This is a genomic window from Bacillus cereus group sp. BfR-BA-01379, from assembly GCF_022663605.1.
GTDB lineage: Bacteria > Bacillota > Bacilli > Bacillales > Bacillaceae_G > Bacillus_A > Bacillus_A mobilis.
The window spans coordinates 55,621-75,858 of sequence record NZ_JAKUFT010000015.1; the positions used below are offsets into that span (position 1 = coordinate 55,621).

The following is a 20,238-nucleotide window of genomic DNA, read 5'->3' on the forward strand; positions in this document are numbered from 1 at the left end:
ATACATCAGATAAATATGATCATTACTTACTAGCTTTGCTTACATTTGAACTAGTAGTAATGCAAATATCCATATTTCTTTAATACATACAAAAAAGCATATATCCGAAATGGGTATATGCTTTTACTTTATTCTTGCCCTACACGTTTCACTTCTACGTTTTTAATGCGTTCACGTACAACATGACTTGCCATAATTAAGCCTGCCACAGATGGTACGAATGCATTTGATGAAGGTGGTAATTTCGCTTTACGAATTTTTGCATTTTCGTCTGGTACGATTTCTTTACGTACTTCTTCACGAATTACGATTGGGTTTTCGTCAGAGAAGACAACTTTTACACCTTTTTTAATACCCTCTTTACGAAGCTTCGTACGAATTACTTTCGCAATTGGATCTGTATGTGTTTTAGAGATGTCCGCAATACGGAAACGAGTTGGGTCCATTTTATTTGCCGCACCCATACATGAGATAATTTTAATTTTACGACGTAAACATTGTTTAATTAAATGAATTTTGAACGTAATCGTATCAGATGCATCTACTACGAAATCCAAGCCATGTTTGAAAAACTCTTCATATGTTTCATCAGTATAAAACATTTCTAGTCCAATTACTTCACACTCTGGATTAATATCTGCGATACGCTCTTTCATTAATTCTACTTTTGAACGTCCTACAGTAGATACTAACGCGTGAATTTGACGGTTTACGTTTGTAATATCTACAACGTCTTTATCAACTAATACGAGACGCCCAACGCCAGAACGCGCTAACGCCTCTGCCGAAAATGACCCTACGCCGCCAATTCCTAAAATACCGACTGTACTATTTTTTAATATTTCAAGTCCTTCTTTACCGAAGGCTAATTCATTACGTGAAAATTGATGTAACATTCAGCTCTACACTCCTATTACAAAAATGGTCTACCATGTATTCTAGCGTTTTTCCGACTATTTGTATAGAAAAAGTTATAGAATTCCTAAAAATACATATTTCGAGAAGGAAAGCATAGTGTAAACCGCGCTTTTACCTCTTCTCTCAATTATCCATTAAAAAAGTCTAGATGGTATTAGTATAACCATCTAGACCTTATTTTTACTTCTCTTACTTCTCTTCTTTCACGCTCAATTTTAAGCTTAACTCTTCAAGCTGTGCTTCTGCAACTGGGCTTGGAGCTTCTGTTAATAAGCAGCTTGCGCTTGCTGTTTTCGGGAATGCAATTGTATCACGAAGGTTCGTACGGCCTGCAAGTAACATAACAAGACGGTCTAAACCTAATGCGATACCGCCGTGTGGTGGCGTACCATATTCAAATGCTTCTAATAAGAATCCGAATTGCTCTTGTGCTTCTTCTTGTGAGAATCCAAGTGCTTTGAACATTTTTTCTTGTACGTCACGCTCGTAAATACGAAGTGATCCACCACCAAGCTCATAACCGTTTAATACAAGGTCATATGCTTGTGCACGTGCTTTTTCTGGTGCTGTTTCTAATAGCTCAACGTCTTCACGGAATGGCATTGTGAATGGGTGGTGAGCTGCGAAGTAACGATCTGCATCTTCATCGTACTCAAGAAGTGGCCAATCAGTTACCCATAGGAAGTTAAATTTACTTTCGTCAATTAACTCAAGCTCTTTACCTAGACGTAAACGAAGTGCACCTAAGCTATCTGCAACAACGCTTTTCTTATCTGCTACGAATAGTAATAAATCGCCAGCAGTAGCTTCTAATGTAGCCATTAACGCGTTTGCTTCTTCTTCACCGAAGAATTTCGCAATCGGTCCTTTTAAGCCGTCTTCTTCAACTTTAAGCCAAGCTAGACCTTTTGCACCGTATACTTTTACGAATTCAGTTAATGCATCAATATCTTTACGAGAGTATTTGCTCGCAGCACCTTTTGCATTAATTGCTTTTACTTGTCCGCCGCTTTCTACAGCACTTGTAAATACTTTAAATCCACAACCTGCTGCAAATTCAGATAGGTCTGTTAGTTCCATTTCAAAGCGTGTATCTGGCTTATCAGAACCGTAACGAGCCATTGCATCAGCGTATTTCATACGAGGGAATGGTGCACTCACTTCTACACCTTTTGCATCCTTCATAACTTTCGTCATCATGCGCTCCATCATATCTAAAATTTCATCTTGTGTTAAGAATGAAGCTTCGATATCGATTTGCGTGAATTCTGGTTGACGGTCTGCACGTAAATCTTCGTCACGGAAACAACGTGCTACTTGATAGTAACGCTCAAATCCGCCGACCATAAGAAGCTGTTTAAATAACTGTGGAGACTGTGGTAATGCATAGAATTCACCATCATGTACACGACTTGGTACTAAATAGTCACGAGCTCCTTCTGGTGTGCTCTTCGTTAAAATTGGTGTTTCCACTTCTAAGAAATCTTCTGTGTCTAAGAAGTTACGAATTGTTTTCGTTACGTCGTGACGCATTTTGAATGTGTTGAACATTACAGGACGACGTAAGTCTAAATAACGATATTTTAAACGCACATCTTCTGATGCATCTGTATCATCAGCAATAATGATTGGCGTTGTTTTCGCTGCATTTAATACGTTTACTTTCGTTGCTTGTACTTCAATACGACCAGTTGCCATATTGTCATTAATTGCGCCTTCACCACGCTCAACAACTGTACCTTCTACGTGTAATACGTACTCGCTACGAATTGTTTCTGCTACTTCTAGCGCTTCTTTTGATGTTTCTGGGTTAAATACAACTTGTACGATACCTGTACGGTCACGTAAGTCGATAAAGATTAATCCACCTAAATCACGGCGTTTTTGTACCCAACCTTTTAATTGAACTGTTTGTCCAACTGCTTCTACTGTTACTTTTCCACATGCATGTGTTCTTTCAGCCACTGTAAGTTCCCCCTATATTAATTTCTCTGCTACGTATGAAGCAAATACATCTAATGCTACTTCTTCTTGTTCGCCTGTTGCCATATCTTTTAAGTTAATGATGCCTTTATCTAGCTCATCTTCCCCTAATACAGCTACAAATTTCGCTTTTAGACGATCTGCTGATTTAAATTGTGCTTTCATTTTGCGATCTAAATAATCTTTTTCAACTGATAATCCAGCTTTACGAAGATCAAACGCAACTTTCGCAGCATGGTCTTTTGCTTTTTCACCAAGAGCTACAACGTAACAATCGATACTATGTTCAATTGGTAATTCGATGTTTTCAGCTTTTAGTGCCATAATTAAACGTTCAATACTCATTGCAAAACCGATACCTGGCATTTCTGGTCCACCGATTTCTTGTACAAGTCCGTTATAACGTCCACCACCGCTTAATGTAGTGATAGCACCGAATCCTTCTGCTTCACTCATAATTTCAAAAACAGTATGTTGATAGTAGTCTAAACCACGTACTAAGTTCGGATCTTTTTCAAATGGAACATCCATCATCGTTAATAGTTCTTGAACTTTGTCGTAGTACACTGCTGAATCTTCGTTTAAGTATTCTGTAATAGATGGTGCTGTTCCCATTAATTCATGGTTACGGTCCTTCTTACAATCTAAAATACGAAGAGGGTTCTTTTCTAAACGAGATTGACAGTCAGAACAGAACTCGCCGATACGCGGCTCGAAGTGTGCGATTAACGCATCACGGTGCGCTTGACGGCTCGCTGCATCACCTAAGCTGTTTAATACAACTTTAATATTTTTTAAGCCGATGCCGCGGTAAAACTCTACAGCAAGTGCAATTACTTCTGCATCAATTGCAGGATCGTTACTACCAATTGCTTCAATACCGAATTGTACGAATTGACGATAGCGACCTGCTTGTGGTCTTTCGTAACGGAACATTTGGCCGATATAGTATAATTTCGTTGGTTGTGTTGCGTCACCGAACATTTTGTTTTCAACGTAAGAACGTACAACAGGTGCAGTACCTTCTGGACGTAATGTTAAACTACGCTCTCCACGATCTTGGAATGAATACATTTCTTTTTGTACGATATCTGTCGTATCACCAACACCACGTAAAAATAGCTCAGTGTGTTCAAAAATTGGTGTACGAATTTCTTTATAATTGTAACGACGGCAAATTTCGCGTGCTTGCCCTTCGATATACTGCCATAACTCAACAGTGCCTGGAAGAATATCTTGCGTTCCGCGTGGGATTTGAATAGACATATTCAGTTCCTCCTCAAATTGTTTTAATCTTAATAAAAATAAAAAAACTCCCGCCTCTACTGTTTGAACAGTAGGGACGAGAGTATTATACCCGTGGTGCCACCCTAATTGAAGCACGTATGCTTCCACTTTTTTAATAACGCTTAAATGTGCGTTCATCCCTACTAAGCATATACGCCGTTCAAGTTGAAACCTCTAGAGTGTCATTCAATCAGTCATCATGTAGAAATGTTTTCAGCCTAAGACATTTCTTCTCTTGCCATGTGTGTCTCATTTACTCTTCTCTATCAACGGTTATATTCATATGTAAATATAAAATTACTATACGTTTGTTGAGTAGGATTGTCAAGTACTCTAAGAGCGTTCAATCTGCTTCTTTAGACGCTTTACATCTTGAAGAGAAATTCCAAACTCAGAAGCGAGCTCCATTGAAGTATTGTTTTGCTCTTTTGAAATAAAATCATGAAAATTCACGTTAAACAATTGATTTGCACCATTTGTAACAGAATGCCCTTTTTCATTCATACGCATACGTATATCCCTCACATTCAATATGGATGTTTTACTTTTTATTGTTCCATATTGATGAGAGAGTTATACATAAACGAAAAAGCTATTGATTCCAAAGTAATTGAACCTCTCATCCGTGGGGTTCACTGTCCACAAATAGCGTGATAAATGAACAAAACATACAACAATGTATAAAAAAGAGAGGATGATAGCATCCTCTCTTCTTAAGCAACACTATTTACTATCCACAATTAAGGTCACCGGACCATCATTGATTAAAGAAACATCCATCATTGCTCCGAACGTCCCTGTTTCTACATGCAATCCTTGCTTACGAACTTCCTCATTAAAGAAATCATATAAACGCTCTGCATAGTCAGGTTTTGCAGCATCCATAAAGTTTGGACGTCTTCCCTTGCGACAATCTCCGTATAATGTGAATTGTGAAATTGATAGAACTTGTCCTTCTACATCAAGTACAGAATGGTTCATCTTTCCGCTCTCATCTTCAAAAATACGTAAGTTCGCAATTTTTTCTGCAATGTAAGTTGCATCTTTTTCTGTATCTTCATGCGTAATGCCAACTAGTAATGTTAAACCGAACGGAATTTGTCCTACGATCTCACCGTCTACTGTGACAGACGCTTCTTTTGATCGTTGTAAAACAACTCTCATCTTTTCTACACTCCCTATTAATGCATCATGCGTCGTACTGCATAAATTTCTGGAACACGTTTAATGCGTTCTACTACTTTTTTCAAATGCTGTAAGTTACGAATAGAGATTGACATATTAATTGTCGCCATCTTATTACGGTCACTCCTACCAGAAACTGCCGAAATGTACGTTTTCGTCTCTGTAACAGCTTGCAATACTTCGTTTAATAAACCACGGCGATCATAACCTGAAATTTCAATATCAACGTTATACTCAATTTCTTTTTCAGGGCTACCTTCCCACTCTACTTCTAATAAACGTTCTATAGCTTCTTCTGTATGAACATTTACACAGTCACGGCGGTGAATCGATACGCCTCGGCCTTTCGTAATATACCCAACTATATCATCACCCGGAACTGGGTTACAGCATTTTGATAAGCGGATTAATAAATTGTCCGCACCACTTACTTTAACGCCAGAATCCCATTTTCGAATTTTCATCGGTTTACGAACTTCTTTAACTTCAACAATCTCTTCTTCTTCACGTTGCTTACGGAACTTGTCCGTTAGTCGTGTAACAATTTGTGATGCAGTGATACCGTTATACCCAACTGCTGCAAACATATCTTCTTCATTTGCAAAGTTGAATTTTTCAGCAACACGTTTTAAATTGTCAGGAGCTAACACTTCTTTCATCTCATACTCTAGGCTACGCACTTCTTTCTCAACAAGCTCACGGCCTTTTTCAATATTTTCATCTCTACGTTGCTTCTTAAAGAATTGACGTATTTTGTTTTTCGCATGAGATGTTTGGGCAAGTTTCACCCAATCTTGACTTGGTCCGTACGAATGTTTCGATGTTAAAATTTCAATGATGTCACCAGTTTTTAATTTATAATCAAGTGTCACCATTTTGCCGTTTACTTTTGCACCAATTGTTTTATTTCCAATCTCTGAATGCACGCGATACGAAAAGTCAATCGGAACAGATCCAAGTGGCAATTCCATTACGTCGCCTTTCGGTGTAAAGACGAATACCATGTCAGAGAATAAATCAATTTTTAATGACTCCATAAACTCTTCTGCATTAGAAGCTTCATTTTGCCATTCTAATATTTGACGGAACCATGTAAGTTTCTTCTCTAATGTACCTGTTGTTTCTGCTGTTTTTCCTTCTTTATACGCCCAGTGCGCCGCGATCCCGAATTCTGCAATCTCATGCATTTCTTTCGTACGAATTTGCACTTCAAGCGGATCACCTTTCGGCCCAATTACAGTCGTATGAAGAGATTGATATAGATTTGCTTTCGGCATCGCAATATAATCTTTAAAACGACCTGGCATCGGCTTCCAGCACGTATGAATAATTCCAAGCACTGCATAACAATCTTTAATACTATTTACAACGACACGTACAGCTAATAAATCGTAAATTTCATTGAACTGTTTATTTTGCAGTGCCATTTTACGATAAATACTGTAAATATGCTTTGGTCTTCCAGAAATCTCAGGTTGAATTGAAACCTCTTTTAATTTCTCACGGATACCAGTCATTACTTCGTCTAAATATTCTTCACGCTCTGCACGTTTACGCTTCATTAAATTTACAATACGATAGTATTGCTGTGGATTTAAATAGCGAAGTGACGTATCCTCTAACTCCCATTTAATAGTACTAATTCCGAGTCTATGTGCTAAAGGTGCAAAGATTTCTAACGTTTCATTCGCAATGCGACGCTGCTTCTCTTGAGGCAAATGTTTCAATGTACGCATGTTATGAAGACGATCAGCTAGTTTAATTAAAATAACTCGAATATCTTGAGCCATTGCAATAAACATTTTGCGATGGTTTTCTGCTTGTTGTTGCTCATGAGATTTATATTTAATTTTTCCGAGCTTTGTTACACCATCGACAAGCATAGCAATTTCTTTATTAAATTCCCGTTCAATATCTTCTAATGTAATCTCTGTATCTTCCACTACATCATGTAAGAAACCTGCTGATACTGTAGCTGGATCCATGTGTAAATCAACTAAAATACCTGCAACTTGAATTGGATGAATAATGTACGGTTCACCCGATTTTCTGTATTGTTCGCTATGCGCATCACGTGCATATTCATAGGCACGTGCCACTAGCTCAATATCTTCATCTGCTAAATATTGACTTGCTTTCTCGAGTACCTGTTCAGCTGTTAGTACCTGCTCATTTGCCATCGAATCACCTTTTATTGAAAATTGACTTTATCTTAATTAAGTAGAATAAATTATATTCTATCATTATAACCTAATGATTGTGAATTGTGAAAAGGAAAAGATTTTACTGACATTTCACCTTATTTTTTTGTGCAATTATACAAAAGTACCCGCTCCTCTCCAAGAGATTCACGGGTACTTCTTATCACCGTAGTTTTACCTATATAGTGATTAGTATTTTTCTAATACTAATACATCGTAACCATCTAACATTTTACGACCATCTAAGTAAGTAAGCTCTACTAAGAATGCAATTCCTGCTACAACTCCGCCAAGCTCTTCAACTAACTTAATTGTCGCTTCAATTGTTCCACCTGTAGCTAATAGGTCATCTGTAATTAACACGCGTTGACCTGGCTTAATTGCATCTTTATGGATTGTTAAAACATCTTTACCATATTCTTTACCGTAGTCAACTGTAATTACTTCACGTGGTAATTTCCCTAATTTACGAACTGGTGCAAAACCTACTTCTAACGCATAAGAAACTGGGCAACCGATAATAAAGCCACGTGCTTCTGGCCCTACTACAACGTCAATGTCTCTTTTCTTTGCATACTCAACGATTGCATCTGTTGCTGCTTTGTATGCTTTACCGTCGTTCATTAACGGTGTAATGTCTTTAAATACAATACCTTCTTTTGGATAATCCGGTACAATTGCGATATGTTGCTTGAAATCCATATTTCTGAATCCTCCTCAGATCTAAAAGGTTTGTAAATACAAATCCTTTACCCTAACTGTTCTACTTCTTTATGATTACGAATCGTTTCAAACCATGTATATAGTTGCTGATATGTGCTATAAACCAATTCTTTTTCTAATTGTAAGTGGTTCATTTTCTCACGATATGTGTTCGATTCAATTAAATCACGCTTTTGTTTTTTGTCTGCCATAAAAATGACGCCATCTTTTATTGTAACAAATTCTAACTCAAAAAACACCTGTGTCATGAAATTTACTGTATCTTTTGACCAACCTTTATGTTGACAGAGTTGTGCTCCGTATTGTCTTAAAGAAAATGGTGCTTTTTGGCTCAAGAACGAATAGTACCATTTAAAGTGTTCTCTCGTTGGAACAGTGCTAAATAAATGATTATTCTCTTGATAAAATAGCGTATAAATTCGTGACGGGAACCCCACTTTAAATAAATCTCGTAATTCATCTGTTCCTTTTGGTAAATCAAGTAACACGATGTATTGATCGTCTAAATGAGTTACTTCTGATGCATGCATCATATGCTCTTTATAGTCTTCTAAAGAAAATTTATTCAATACCTCTTCAGAAAAATACACCATCGTTATTTTTTCTTTTGGAAGTTCTGCTACATTCGCCTCTACGTTACGCATACTACGCCAATCAAATAATTGCCACGCCTCTACAGCAATATCTTGTACCATTAATTGCGGCTTCTTAAAATTATTCCATTCATTGATAGATGCTTCTCCTATTACGGATACCTTTGCAACTGGAGAAATTTCTTTCGCATACGCACCAAAACCAAATCCAATTGTATCCAGCGTCGCTTGTCCATCACGAAGAGCCATTTTCAAATGTGAACCGTCTGATCCGATTGCACGAATACTTTCTAGATCTGCATCCTTCACTGCAATACGTGGTTTTGGATTTCCAACACCAAATGGTGCTAACTTTTGCATATCTTCAATTGCTGCAAGTGTTACATCCTCCACTTTACAAAAGACATCAACAGCTGTAATTGGAATAAAATCTTCTTCCGTTAAAATCACTTCTGCTTGTTCATTTAAGCGGCGGCGCAATTCAGCTACATCATTCATATGTAGCGTCATTCCCGCTGCCATTGGATGTCCTCCGAAGTGTGGCAATAACTCTCTACAATCTGACAAGTTTGCAAACAAATCAAATCCTGCAATACTACGTGCTGAACCTTTTGCTGTTTCTTTTACAGGATCAATACTTAATACAATCGTCGGACGATAAAAACGTTCAACTAATTTAGAAGCGACAATTCCAATTACACCTGGATTCCAGCCTTCTTTTGCAAGCACTAATACTTTATTGTCTTCTGGCGGAAAATTATTTTCCACTTCAGCGATAGCTTCTTCTGTAATTTGCTTTACAATATCTTTTCGCAGTTTGTTCAACTCATCAATTTCTTCAGCTAGCTCTTTTGCTTCTTCTGGGTCATCTGATAATAAAAGATGTACAGCCGGTGTAGCATCTTCTAAACGTCCAACTGCATTAATACGCGGTGCAATCGAGAAGCCAATGCTCTCTTCTGTAATTTCACTTTGCGAAACGTTAGCAACTTTAAACAGCGCCTTTAGTCCGATATTTTTTGTCATGCGCATATGTTTTAAACCGCGCTTCACTAACAATCTATTCTCACCATGAAGTGATACTAAATCGGCTACTGTACCAATCACTGCAATTTCTAATAAATGTTCTGGTACACGGCCTAATAGTGCATGCGCAACTTTAAACGCAACACCTACACCAGCTAAATAGTGGAACGGATACACACCGCCATCTAATTTCGGATGAATAATCGCAAGTGCTTCTGGCAATTCCGGTGGTGGCTCATGGTGATCTGTAATAATCAGATCTACTCCAAGCTCCTTCGCTACCTTCGCTTCATGCACTGCTGCGATACCAGTATCAACAGTAATAATTAGCGAGAACCCTGCGCTATGTGCCCAACGAAACGCTTCTTCGTTTGGTCCATACCCTTCTGTAAAACGGTTTGGGATATAAAATTCTACGTCCGCCCCTAATTCTTGCAAGGCAAGATATAACACAGTCGTACTACTTACTCCGTCCGCATCGTAGTCACCAAATATTAATATTTGCTCTCCATTTTGAACCGCCTTATTTACACGTTCTACCGTTCTATCCATTCCTTCTAATAAAAATGGATCATGAAATTCTTGATTTTCTGTATTTAAAAAATCTAAAATCTTATCTTCTGTATCTAGTCCTCTACCGAGGAATAACGAAACGACAAGTGGTGATAATTGTAATTTACTTGCTAATTCACTCACTCGCTCATTATTATATTCTTTTTCTTTCCAACGCGTCTTCGGTTGTAACACGAAATCACCCCTTAACCTGTTCATTATACAAGACAGATTAAGGGGTGACAATATAATGCAAACTACGATGCAATATCTATATACTAAAATGTTAATAATGTTTAATTTGGAGAATACGGATTTATATGTACAAACACATTTTGTACGTTATCTTGTTCCATCAGCGTTTCTTTCACATGCTTTCCAATGCGGTGCCCTTCTTCTACAGTAATGTATGGATCTACAGAAACTTTAATATCAACAATAACGTAATGGCCATGCTCCCTTGCATATAAAGAACCGATTTTTTTCACACCATCTATTTGAAGTACTGCTTCCCTAAGCGGAACAACATCTTCCTCATGCAGAACATGATCAAGCGTTGCATGAATTGCTTCTGCCCCAATACTCCATGCCATTTTTGCAACAAGAAGTGAAACAAATAATCCTGCAATTGGATCGGCATATACAAGCCAATCTAATCCGAACTTACCACCGATAATCGCTGCACAAATACCGATTAAAGCTGCAATTGAAGAAAATACATCCGAACGGTGCTCATATGCATTTGCAATAATTGCATCACTATTTACTCTCTTCCCTAATCGGAATTTATATTGAAACATTCCTTCTTTCACGACAATCGAAAGAACAACAGCAAAAATCGTAATTCCTTTCGGTGGTTCTAGTTCTTGCGAAAAAGCTTTTATAGACGAAATTGCTATCTCGATTCCCACAATAAATAATAATACTGCAACAATAATAGCTGAAATCGATTCCGCTTTACCATGACCATACGGATGATCTTCATCAGGCGGTTGCTTTGCTGCTCGCAATCCAAACAGTACAGCTAGCGAACCAATTACATCTGATGCAGAATGCACGGCATCCGCTAATAGCGCTTTACTGTTCCCAATATAACCAATTACCGCCTTTACAATCGCTAATATAATATTACCAACGATCCCGACAATAGCACCAAACTCGGCCTGTTTAAAACGTTCATCTTTTTCCATAATTAAAATCCCTTCTTTTCTTAACCTATCTTTTTATCCCACTTTAATGGGCAGTAAGACCCCCACCTCAAAATTCAGCACAAGCAAAGAAGTTAGATGGGGGATCAACTGCCCATAAAAGTCCGATTGGTTCAACTAATAATCAGTGGGGGATGAAGAAAACCCCCACTGATTAAAGTTTCACTTTATTGTAGCAAAAATAGCGATAACATCACCACTTTCTTCCATTTTATCATTTCAAAGTTGCTATCTTATTGTATCCACAAACGAAAAAAGAGATGCCTCATAAAGAGACATCATCTTTTTTATACTTGCGGTTCAGATTCTACTTTCTCAACCTTTTTCTTGTTTTTGCCCTTTTTCAAACGACGGTTTTCAAGCATTAACCAAATTTGAGAAGCGACGAAAACAGAAGAGTACGTACCTACAACTAATCCGACAAGTAGAGCAAACGAGAAGTTACGTAATGACTCACTACCGAAGATAAGTAACGCAATTACCGGGAATAACACTGTTAATACGGTGTTAATCGAACGACCAAGCGTTTGGCGAATACTTGCATTTACGATTTCTTCTAAGTCTTTTATATCGCGAACTCGTTTTTTCTGTTTGTATAACTCACGGTTTCTATCAAATGTAACAATCGAGTCATTAATAGAATAACCGATGATCGTTAACACTGCAGCGATAAACGTTAAGTCTACCTCTAATTGGAAAATACTAAATATAACAACCATAACGAATGCGTCATGTAGTAATGCAAGTACTGCAGATAATGCATACGTAAAGCGGAATCGAATACTTACGTATAAGATGATAACCGCAGAAGCAATCAGTACAGCGATAAATGCATTTCGTGCAATTTCTTTACCAATTGTCGGTGAAACTGTGCTTACGTTTGGATCTGTACCATATTTATCGTGGAAGAATGTTTTTGTTTTCGCAATTTCATCTTTTGATAGAACACCTAAAGTACGTACTGCGAACCCTTTATTGTCATCTCCAGTCGGTACAATGTTTTCTTCCTTCACATCGATGTTCAATTCTTTAAAATCTTTATGAACATCAGACACAGTAACTGCTTGTTTTGATTGCAAGTCGATACGTGTACCACTTGCAAAGTCAATACCAAGATTCAATTTGAAAATCGGAAGAATAATTGCACCTGCAATTACAACTACAATCGAGAAAACAAGGAATTTATGACCAATATTTACAAAGTTAATACGATCAAATTTCGTTGGTGGATGTACTACACCTTTTGTTAACGGAATAATATCCTTTTGTTTCACACCAAAATATCCTGGTTTTTTATCGAAGTAACGGCTCTTTACAAGTAATCCTAGTAAGAAACGAGTACCGAATACGTTCGTAATGAAACCGACTAAAATACTTACAATTAAGCTTGTTGCAAATCCCTTTACAGAGCTATTACCATAAACGAATAATACACCAGCTGCTGCAAGAGTCGTAACGTTTGCATCTAAAATTGTTGCTAATGAACGATGGTTACCAGCGCGAAATGCTGACATCATGGATTTACCAATTTTCAGCTCTTCTTTCAGTCTCTCGTACGTAATAATATTCGCATCAACTGCGATACCTACCCCGAGCACTAACGCCGCAATACCTGGCAATGTAAGAACTGCATGCATCCAGTTAAAGACAAGTAATGTAACAAAAATGTATAGACCTAACATAATAACCGCTACAATTCCTGGTAGACGGTAATACACAAGCATAAATAAGAAAATAAGAGCGATACCAATCGCACTAGCGAAAATTGTTTGTTCTAATGCTTGTTGACCAAATTTCGCTCCAACTGATGTTGAATACATTTCTTTCAAATCAACAGGAAGTGCACCTGCATTTAATAAAGATGAAAGTTGTTTCGCACTTTCAACTGTGAAGTTTCCACCTACGATAGATACTTCAGCCTGGTTAAATACTTGGCTTACTGTTGCTGCTGATAAGAACTTCGGATTCGGTTTTGCAGATTCTGCTTTATACGAATCTTTTCCTTCTTCAAAGTCTAGCCAGATTACCATTAAATTCGTTGGTGGTGGCATTTTTGAAATTTTTTCAGTTACTTCACGGAATTTTTCAGCGCTTTTTAGTGTAAGACCTACGCTCGCACGACCTTGCTCATCAAACGTTTGCTTCGCTCCGCCGCCTTTTAAATCCGTTCCGTCCATAAGAAGGTTGTCATCTACATCACGGAATGTTAATTTCGCTTGCGTTGATAACATTTCACGTGCTTTTTGCTGATCTTGTACACCAGCAAGCTGTACACGAATTCGATCTTGCCCCTCGATTTGAATGTTCGGCTCACTTACACCAAGAACATTGACACGATTTTCCAGAGCACCTACTGTACTTACAAGTACGTCTCGATCGATTTTATCACCTTTTTTGGCTGGTTTTACTTCATACAGAATTTCAAAACCACCGCGAAGGTCTAGTCCTAGACTAATTCCTTTTGCTATGTCTTTTCCTGCCGCACCAATTACTCCACCGATTAATAAAACGATGAGGAAAAAGGCGGCAATTCTCGTACCACGCTTTGCCATATGTACCCTCTTTCTGCTACTAACACTTTAAATAAATCTCTTACGATTCACTTTTACACGTGTGCATACGCCTAGTTAGTAGACTTCCTTTCTATAATTTTGCTAGTTCATCACTAGCTGTGTTGGTAAGTTTTTCACAATACCTACACTTTCATTATTTATTTTTTCTCTTCACTACCCCCTTTATATATAATCTTAGACATAATTATTTCCTCATTATCAATACCTATCATTATACTGCAAAAGGAAGAACAAACCAATTGCAGTCGGTTAATTATTTTCATATTCATCAAACGACCAAAGTGGTGCTTGATATGCTTCAACAGTTAAATAAGTCATATATTCGTTAGCACTTACTCTTAATACATCATTTACTAATTCATATAATCTAACATCACCGTTTATCTTTTTCCACTTTTTCACTTTGAGAAACTTCCAAATATCATTATCTGTCACTCGGTCGTAACCAAACATGTGAAACTCTTCTACTTTACTTTCTAAAACGACTTGTAACTGTCCGCGGTACGATTCTACCAAAGCCTCTTTTTCTAACATATATAACATCTCCTTCTTATTTCAGCACGAAAAGTCGCTTTTAATCCCGCTCTAATGGACAGCAATAACTACTTTCAAGAGCACGATCATACTTCACTCTCTCAAATGCTTGTCATTCTTGTCTCGTACGTGCATATAAATTATTGTAAATCATTCCACTGATTTTGAGAAGGTAGGAGAAGACCATGACGAGACAAAGCTTTTTAAAAGGCGCATTTATTTTAATGATTGCCGGCTTTATTACCAAAATCCTTGGATTTATTAACCGGATTGTAATGGCACGTATTTTAGGAGAAGAAGGCGTTGGCCTTTATATGATGGCCGTTCCTACATTCATTCTAGCAATTACATTAACACAAATCGGCCTTCCTGTCGCAATCGCAAAATTTGTAGCAGAAGCAGAAGCTGTGAATGATAAACAAAGAGTTAAAAAAATATTAACAGTATCATTAGCAGTTACATCCGTTATTAGTATCATTTTAACAATTGGAATTATGCTCCTCACACCTATTTTAGCAAAAACATTATTAACTGATGAAAGAACGTACTATCCATTAATGGCCATTTTACCTGTCGTTCCCGTTATTGCTGTTTCTTCTGTTTTACGCGGCTATTTCCAAGGGAAACAAAATATGAAACCTAGTGCTTACGCCCAAGTTATAGAACAAGTTGTCCGCATTACCATTATCGCTATATGCATTCAGTTATTTTTACCTTACGGTGTAGAATATGCTGCAGCTGGCGCTATGTTATCAGCCGTTCTCGGTGAAGTTGCATCGTTATTATTTTTACTCACCTTATTTCAGCGCGAAAAACATTTATCTATACGCTCTGGGTTTTTCACTACTGTAAAGGAAAGCAAAGGGACATTTTATTCTCTTATGGATATCGCTCTTCCAACTACAGGAAGTCGTTTAATCGGTTCCGTTTCATATTTCTTTGAGCCTATCGTCGTTATGCAAAGCTTAGCGATTGCCGGCGTTGCTGCCTCTGTCGCAACCCAGCAATACGGTATATTAAACGGTTATGCCTTCCCACTTCTTTCACTGCCAGCCTTTATTACATACGCCCTTTCTACAGCACTCGTTCCATCCATTAGTGAAGCGATGGCGAAAAGACAGCATAAATTAGTGGAACACCGCCTACAACAAGCCCTGCGGATCTCATTAATTACCGGCGGGTGGTCAGTCGTTATATTATACGTATTCGCTTCTCCTGTTTTAACTCTTATGTATGGATCGGATAGTGCAACAGCATTCATCCAGCTTCTTGCACCTTGCTTTTTATTTCATTACTTTCAAAGTCCACTTACATCTGTTTTACAAGCTTTAAACTTAGCACGGGCTGCGATGATGAATACATTTATTGGCGCAATCGTGAAATTAATCGTTATTTTTGTACTAGCTTCAAGGCCAGAATTTCAAATGATGGGAGTTGCACTCGCGATCGCTGCAAATATAGTAACGGTAACATTCCTTCATTACGCTACTGTTTTAAAGAAAATTACATTTACCATTTACGCAAAAGACTATATTTTCGGCGGACTTGCTATCGGCATTGCAGGCTCTTTCGGTTTTTACCTTCATAAGTATATTATTTTTTCTCATTCACTTGGCGTACAAACATTATGGGAAATCTCCTTAACAACACTTGTTTATATCGTTCTCCTCTTCACTTTCAAACTCATTCGAAAAGAAGAGTTAAGTAGGCTCCCTATCATTCGAAAACTTTCATTTTTGAAATAAACAGGCTTACTATTTCATATAGTAAGCCTCTAGTTTTCTTTCACATCAACAAAAAATTGTCCATTTTGAAAGCTACAGTATAAAATTTGTTTGATATCGTTATAACCTAATTTTTTTAACTTCTCAATCAACCATTCATCTGTATGTTCAATCATTTGTAAATGATTCGATTGAATTTCTCCATCAATAATTAACGGGAGTGTAAAAATCGGCATATCATTTTTACTCTTTTTACTTTTTTGTTTTTGAAAGACAGATAACTTTCCTGAAGGTTCTAAAATGGCGTATTCTACATCCCTTACATCTCCGACTCCCTGCTCCCTTAATTGCATCATTAAATCATCTATATTATAACGTTGCTTTCTCATCTTCTTTTCATCAATCTTTCCCGCATTTACAAGAATAGCCGGCTCACCTTCTATTAAATGTCGAAAACGTTGATACTTTAACGAAATAACTGACAAAATGATTTGTATACACATAAGAAAAGTCATCGGAACTAATTGATGCCAAAGTGATTTATCGGTATTTTCAATTGCGACTACAGCCATTTCACCAAGCATAATGAATACGACTAAATCTAATACACTTAGCTCTCCAATTTCACGTTTACCCATAAGACGAAAAATAATTAATATGATGATATACAAAAGCATCGTCCGGCCAATAATTGATACCCATTCCATTTCTACATCTCCTTTTTTACATATAGACTCCCCTATAAAAAATAAACTAGTCTAACTTCAGCAAAAAGAAAATATGCTTGTATTAAAAAGGGGGAATGTATAAATGGATGGAACGAAAAAATTATCAACTGCAATCGGCTTTGGTATCATTACCTTATTAATTCTGGCAACAATTATTAGCATGGTTATGGCTCTTTTATTAAAATTTACAGATATGAATGAAGGGACATTAGCCGTTACTATTTTTATACTTGCTCTTTTATCTATGCTTATATCCGGATTTACTGCCGGCAAAAAGGCACAGGGGAAAGGTTGGCTAGTAGGTTTCACAACAGGTCTTACATTCGCTATACTTGTTTTTCTAGTTAACTATTTAGGCTTCTCTCAAACTTTATCGAACTCACAGTTACTTTATCAATTAGCATTAATGGGGGCGAGTACACTCGGTGGTATTTTCGGGGTAAATATGTCAAAACAAAATAACTAAAAAAAGCCCTGCACATTTCATGCAGGGCCTTCCTCATTAGTTTTTCACAACTTCACGAATCGCATTGCGATCGAAAGTTAAGTGTGAACCACCAGATTTAATAACGATTTTCGTATCATCTACTGATTCGATTGTACCGTGTAAACCACCGATTGTTACGATAGCATCACCTTTTGATAACTCACTTTGCATTTGAGCAACTGCTTTTTGACGTTTTTGTTGCGGGCGAATTAATAAGAAATAGAAAATCGCAAACATCGCAACAATCATAACGATATTCATCATACCTGGATTCATCTTTGTTTCCTCCTTTTAAATTATGTATTAGAAGTTTTTAGCATTCGGTTTATTAAAGCCATACTGTTCAAAGAATTCTTCGCGGAAATCGCCAAGACGGTCTTCACGAATAGCTTGTCTCACCTGCTCCATTAAGTTTAACAGAAAATGAAGGTTGTGATAAGACGTTAAACGAATTCCGAACGTTTCATCACATTTCATTAAGTGACGAATGTACGCACGAGAGTAATTTTTACATGTATAGCAATCGCAATTTGGATCAAGCGGACCGAAGTCTCTTGCGAATTTCGCATTTTTTACAACTAGACGACCTTCACTTGTCATACATGTACCATTTCGAGCGATACGAGTTGGAAGTACACAGTCAAACATATCAATACCACGAATTGCACCGTCGATTAATGAGTCAGGAGAACCTACTCCCATTAAGTAACGCGGCTTATTATCTGGAAGAAGTGGTGTTGTAAACTCAAGTACACGGTTCATAATATCTTTTGGTTCTCCAACAGATAAACCACCTACAGCGTAACCAGGGAAGTCCATTGAAACAAGATCTTTTGCACTTTGACGACGAAGCTCTTCGAACTCTCCACCTTGTACGATACCGAATAAACCTTGATCTTGTGGACGCTCATGCGCTTTTAAACAACGTTCTGCCCAGCGGCTTGTACGCTCTACAGACTTCTTCATATATTCAAAAGTAGCTGGGAATGGTGGACACTCATCAAATGCCATCATAATATCTGATCCTAATGCATTTTGAATTTCCATCGCTTTTTCTGGTGATAAGAATAATTTATCTCCATTTAAGTGATTACGGAAGTGAACACCTTCCTCTTCAATACGACGGAAGTCACTTAAACTGAATACTTGGAAACCACCAGAATCCGTTAAGATTGCACGATCCCAGTTCATAAATTTATGCAACCCGCCTGCTTCACGAATAATTTCGTGACCTGGGCGCAGCCATAAATGATACGTATTACTTAAAATAATGCCAGAATCCATTGCTTTTAATTCTTCTGGTGACATTGTTTTAACTGTTGCAAGTGTACCAACTGGCATGAATGTTGGTGTATCAAATGAACCGTGCGGCGTATGTACGCGTCCTAAACGGGCACCTGTTTGTTTACAAGTTTTAATAAATTCATAACGAATTGCTGTCATAATTTACTCCTTTTATTTGTTTCCCATTTTAGCGTGAGATGCAACGAACATTGCATCACCAAAGCTAAAGAAACGATATTTTTCTTTTACTGCTTCATTATAAGCATGAAGTACATTATCTCTGTTTGCAAATGCACTTACAAGCATAATTAATGTTGATTTCGGTAAATGGAAGTTTGTAATTAAACCATCAATTGCTTTAAATTCATAACCTGGGTACATGAAAATATCTGTCCAGCCAGAAGCAGCACAAAGCTTGCCGGCATGATCTGTCGCAATTGTTTCTAACGTACGAGTTGAAGTCGTACCTACCGTAATAATACGTCCACCACTCTCTTTCACACGATTTAATAATGCCGCTGTCTCTTCAGACATATGGTAATATTCTGCGTGCATATGGTGTTCTTCAATCGTATCGGCAGAAACTGGTCTAAATGTTCCAAGTCCTACGTGAAGTGTAATGAAAGCTAACCCGACGCCTTTTTGTTTTAACTTCTCCAGTAACTCTTCTGTAAAGTGAAGTCCTGCAGTTGGCGCTGCTGCTGAGCCGATTTCTTTCGCATATACTGTTTGATAGCGATCGCGATCTTCTAGCGTCTCTTTAATATATGGAGGAAGTGGCATTTCTCCAAGTTCATCTAAAATTTCATAGAAGATGCCGTCATATGAAAATTCAAGCTGACGTCCACCTTGATCTGCAGTTCCTGTACAAGTTGCTTTTAATTTCCCTTCGCCAAAAGAGATAACAGTTCCTTCTTTTACACGTTTCGCTGGCTTAACAAGCGTTTCCCACGTATCGCCTTCTTCTTGTTTTAAAAGAAGTACTTCAATGTGTGCGCCTGTATCTTCTTTCACACCGTGTAAACGAGCAGGCATAACTTTCGTTTCATTTAAAACTAAGCAATCCCCCTCATGTAAGTAAGAAAGAATGTCTGAAAAATGTTTATGCTCAATATCGCCTGTTTCACGGTCTAACACCATTAATCTTGATGTTTCACGATCTTCTAACGGGACTTGTGCAATAAGTTCTTCTGGTAAATGAAAATCAAACAGATTTATATCCATAACTATAT

17 protein-coding genes and 1 other annotated feature are annotated in these 20,238 nt (G+C 37.5%); of the genes, 2 read left to right on the forward strand and 15 right to left on the reverse strand.

The annotated features are described in order from the left end of the window. Positions 1-128 precede the first annotated feature (128 nt). The 11 genes from MR113_RS08420 to MR113_RS08470 all read right to left on the reverse strand — a co-directional run bounded on the left by MR113_RS08420 (position 129) and on the right by MR113_RS08470 (position 14,783). Complete coding sequence (locus MR113_RS08420) at positions 129-896, reverse strand: tRNA threonylcarbamoyladenosine dehydratase (protein WP_000903182.1); 768 nt, start codon at positions 894-896, stop codon at positions 129-131. A gap of 211 nt (positions 897-1,107) precedes the next feature. Next, positions 1,108-2,883, reverse strand: a complete 1,776-nt coding sequence (aspS, locus tag MR113_RS08425) for an aspartate--tRNA ligase (protein ID WP_242240519.1) — start codon at positions 2,881-2,883, stop codon at positions 1,108-1,110. 12 nt (positions 2,884-2,895) lie between these two features. Further along, positions 2,896-4,167, reverse strand: a complete 1,272-nt coding sequence (gene hisS, locus MR113_RS08430; protein ID WP_242253409.1) for a histidine--tRNA ligase — start codon at positions 4,165-4,167, stop codon at positions 2,896-2,898. A 69-nt stretch (positions 4,168-4,236) separates the two neighbouring features. Continuing rightward, positions 4,237-4,467: a binding site (T-box leader), on the reverse strand. Between the two features lie 54 nt (positions 4,468-4,521). After that, the gene (locus MR113_RS08435) at positions 4,522-4,698 is read right to left on the reverse strand and encodes a hypothetical protein (protein ID WP_001242605.1); all 177 of its coding nucleotides are present in this window, start codon (positions 4,696-4,698) and stop codon (positions 4,522-4,524) included. A 213-nt stretch (positions 4,699-4,911) separates the two neighbouring features. Next, positions 4,912-5,352, reverse strand: coding sequence for a D-tyrosyl-tRNA(Tyr) deacylase (locus tag MR113_RS08440; RefSeq protein WP_001266958.1), 441 nt, complete (start codon positions 5,350-5,352; stop codon positions 4,912-4,914). Between the two features lie 17 nt (positions 5,353-5,369). Beyond that, a complete protein-coding gene (gene relA / locus MR113_RS08445; protein WP_242253422.1) occupies positions 5,370-7,553 on the reverse strand; it encodes a GTP diphosphokinase in 2,184 nt (727 codons plus the stop codon). 210 nt (positions 7,554-7,763) lie between these two features. Then, complete coding sequence (locus MR113_RS08450; protein WP_000346221.1) at positions 7,764-8,276, reverse strand: adenine phosphoribosyltransferase; 513 nt, start codon at positions 8,274-8,276, stop codon at positions 7,764-7,766. A 47-nt stretch (positions 8,277-8,323) separates the two neighbouring features. Next, a complete protein-coding gene (recJ, locus tag MR113_RS08455; RefSeq protein WP_242253434.1) occupies positions 8,324-10,663 on the reverse strand; it encodes a single-stranded-DNA-specific exonuclease RecJ in 2,340 nt (779 codons plus the stop codon). A gap of 101 nt (positions 10,664-10,764) precedes the next feature. Next, complete coding sequence (locus tag MR113_RS08460) at positions 10,765-11,658, reverse strand: cation diffusion facilitator family transporter (RefSeq protein WP_242253437.1); 894 nt, start codon at positions 11,656-11,658, stop codon at positions 10,765-10,767. 305 nt (positions 11,659-11,963) lie between these two features. After that, positions 11,964-14,228, reverse strand: a complete 2,265-nt coding sequence (gene secDF / locus MR113_RS08465) for a protein translocase subunit SecDF (protein WP_061677198.1) — start codon at positions 14,226-14,228, stop codon at positions 11,964-11,966. A gap of 270 nt (positions 14,229-14,498) precedes the next feature. Then, entirely contained in the window at positions 14,499-14,783 is a 285-nt protein-coding gene (locus MR113_RS08470; RefSeq protein WP_242253439.1) for a post-transcriptional regulator, read from the reverse strand. Between the two features lie 185 nt (positions 14,784-14,968). Between MR113_RS08470 and spoVB the strand changes: the two genes are divergently transcribed. Beyond that, the gene (gene spoVB / locus MR113_RS08475; RefSeq protein ID WP_242253454.1) at positions 14,969-16,528 is read left to right on the forward strand and encodes a stage V sporulation protein B; all 1,560 of its coding nucleotides are present in this window, start codon (positions 14,969-14,971) and stop codon (positions 16,526-16,528) included. A gap of 29 nt (positions 16,529-16,557) precedes the next feature. Here the strand turns inward: spoVB and MR113_RS08480 are convergent, their stop codons facing one another. After that, positions 16,558-17,214 (reverse strand): DUF421 domain-containing protein, encoded by a 657-nt coding sequence (locus MR113_RS08480; protein WP_242253467.1) that lies wholly within the window; start codon positions 17,212-17,214, stop codon positions 16,558-16,560. A 103-nt stretch (positions 17,215-17,317) separates the two neighbouring features. On the opposite strand from MR113_RS08480, the gene MR113_RS08485 reads away from it, so the two are divergent. Beyond that, entirely contained in the window at positions 17,318-17,701 is a 384-nt protein-coding gene (locus tag MR113_RS08485) for a TIGR04086 family membrane protein (protein ID WP_000349143.1), read from the forward strand. Positions 17,702-17,737: 36 nt separating this feature from the next. On the opposite strand, the gene yajC is transcribed toward MR113_RS08485, so the two are convergent. From yajC to queA, 3 genes are read right to left on the reverse strand one after another with little or no spacing between them, the layout of a single operon-like run. Next, positions 17,738-17,998, reverse strand: a complete 261-nt coding sequence (yajC, locus tag MR113_RS08490) for a preprotein translocase subunit YajC (protein ID WP_001068068.1) — start codon at positions 17,996-17,998, stop codon at positions 17,738-17,740. Positions 17,999-18,025: 27 nt separating this feature from the next. Further along, positions 18,026-19,165, reverse strand: a complete 1,140-nt coding sequence (gene tgt, locus MR113_RS08495) for a tRNA guanosine(34) transglycosylase Tgt (RefSeq protein ID WP_000125362.1) — start codon at positions 19,163-19,165, stop codon at positions 18,026-18,028. A 12-nt stretch (positions 19,166-19,177) separates the two neighbouring features. Then, a complete protein-coding gene (queA, locus tag MR113_RS08500; RefSeq protein WP_242253469.1) occupies positions 19,178-20,230 on the reverse strand; it encodes a tRNA preQ1(34) S-adenosylmethionine ribosyltransferase-isomerase QueA in 1,053 nt (350 codons plus the stop codon). Positions 20,231-20,238: the final 8 nt, after the last annotated feature.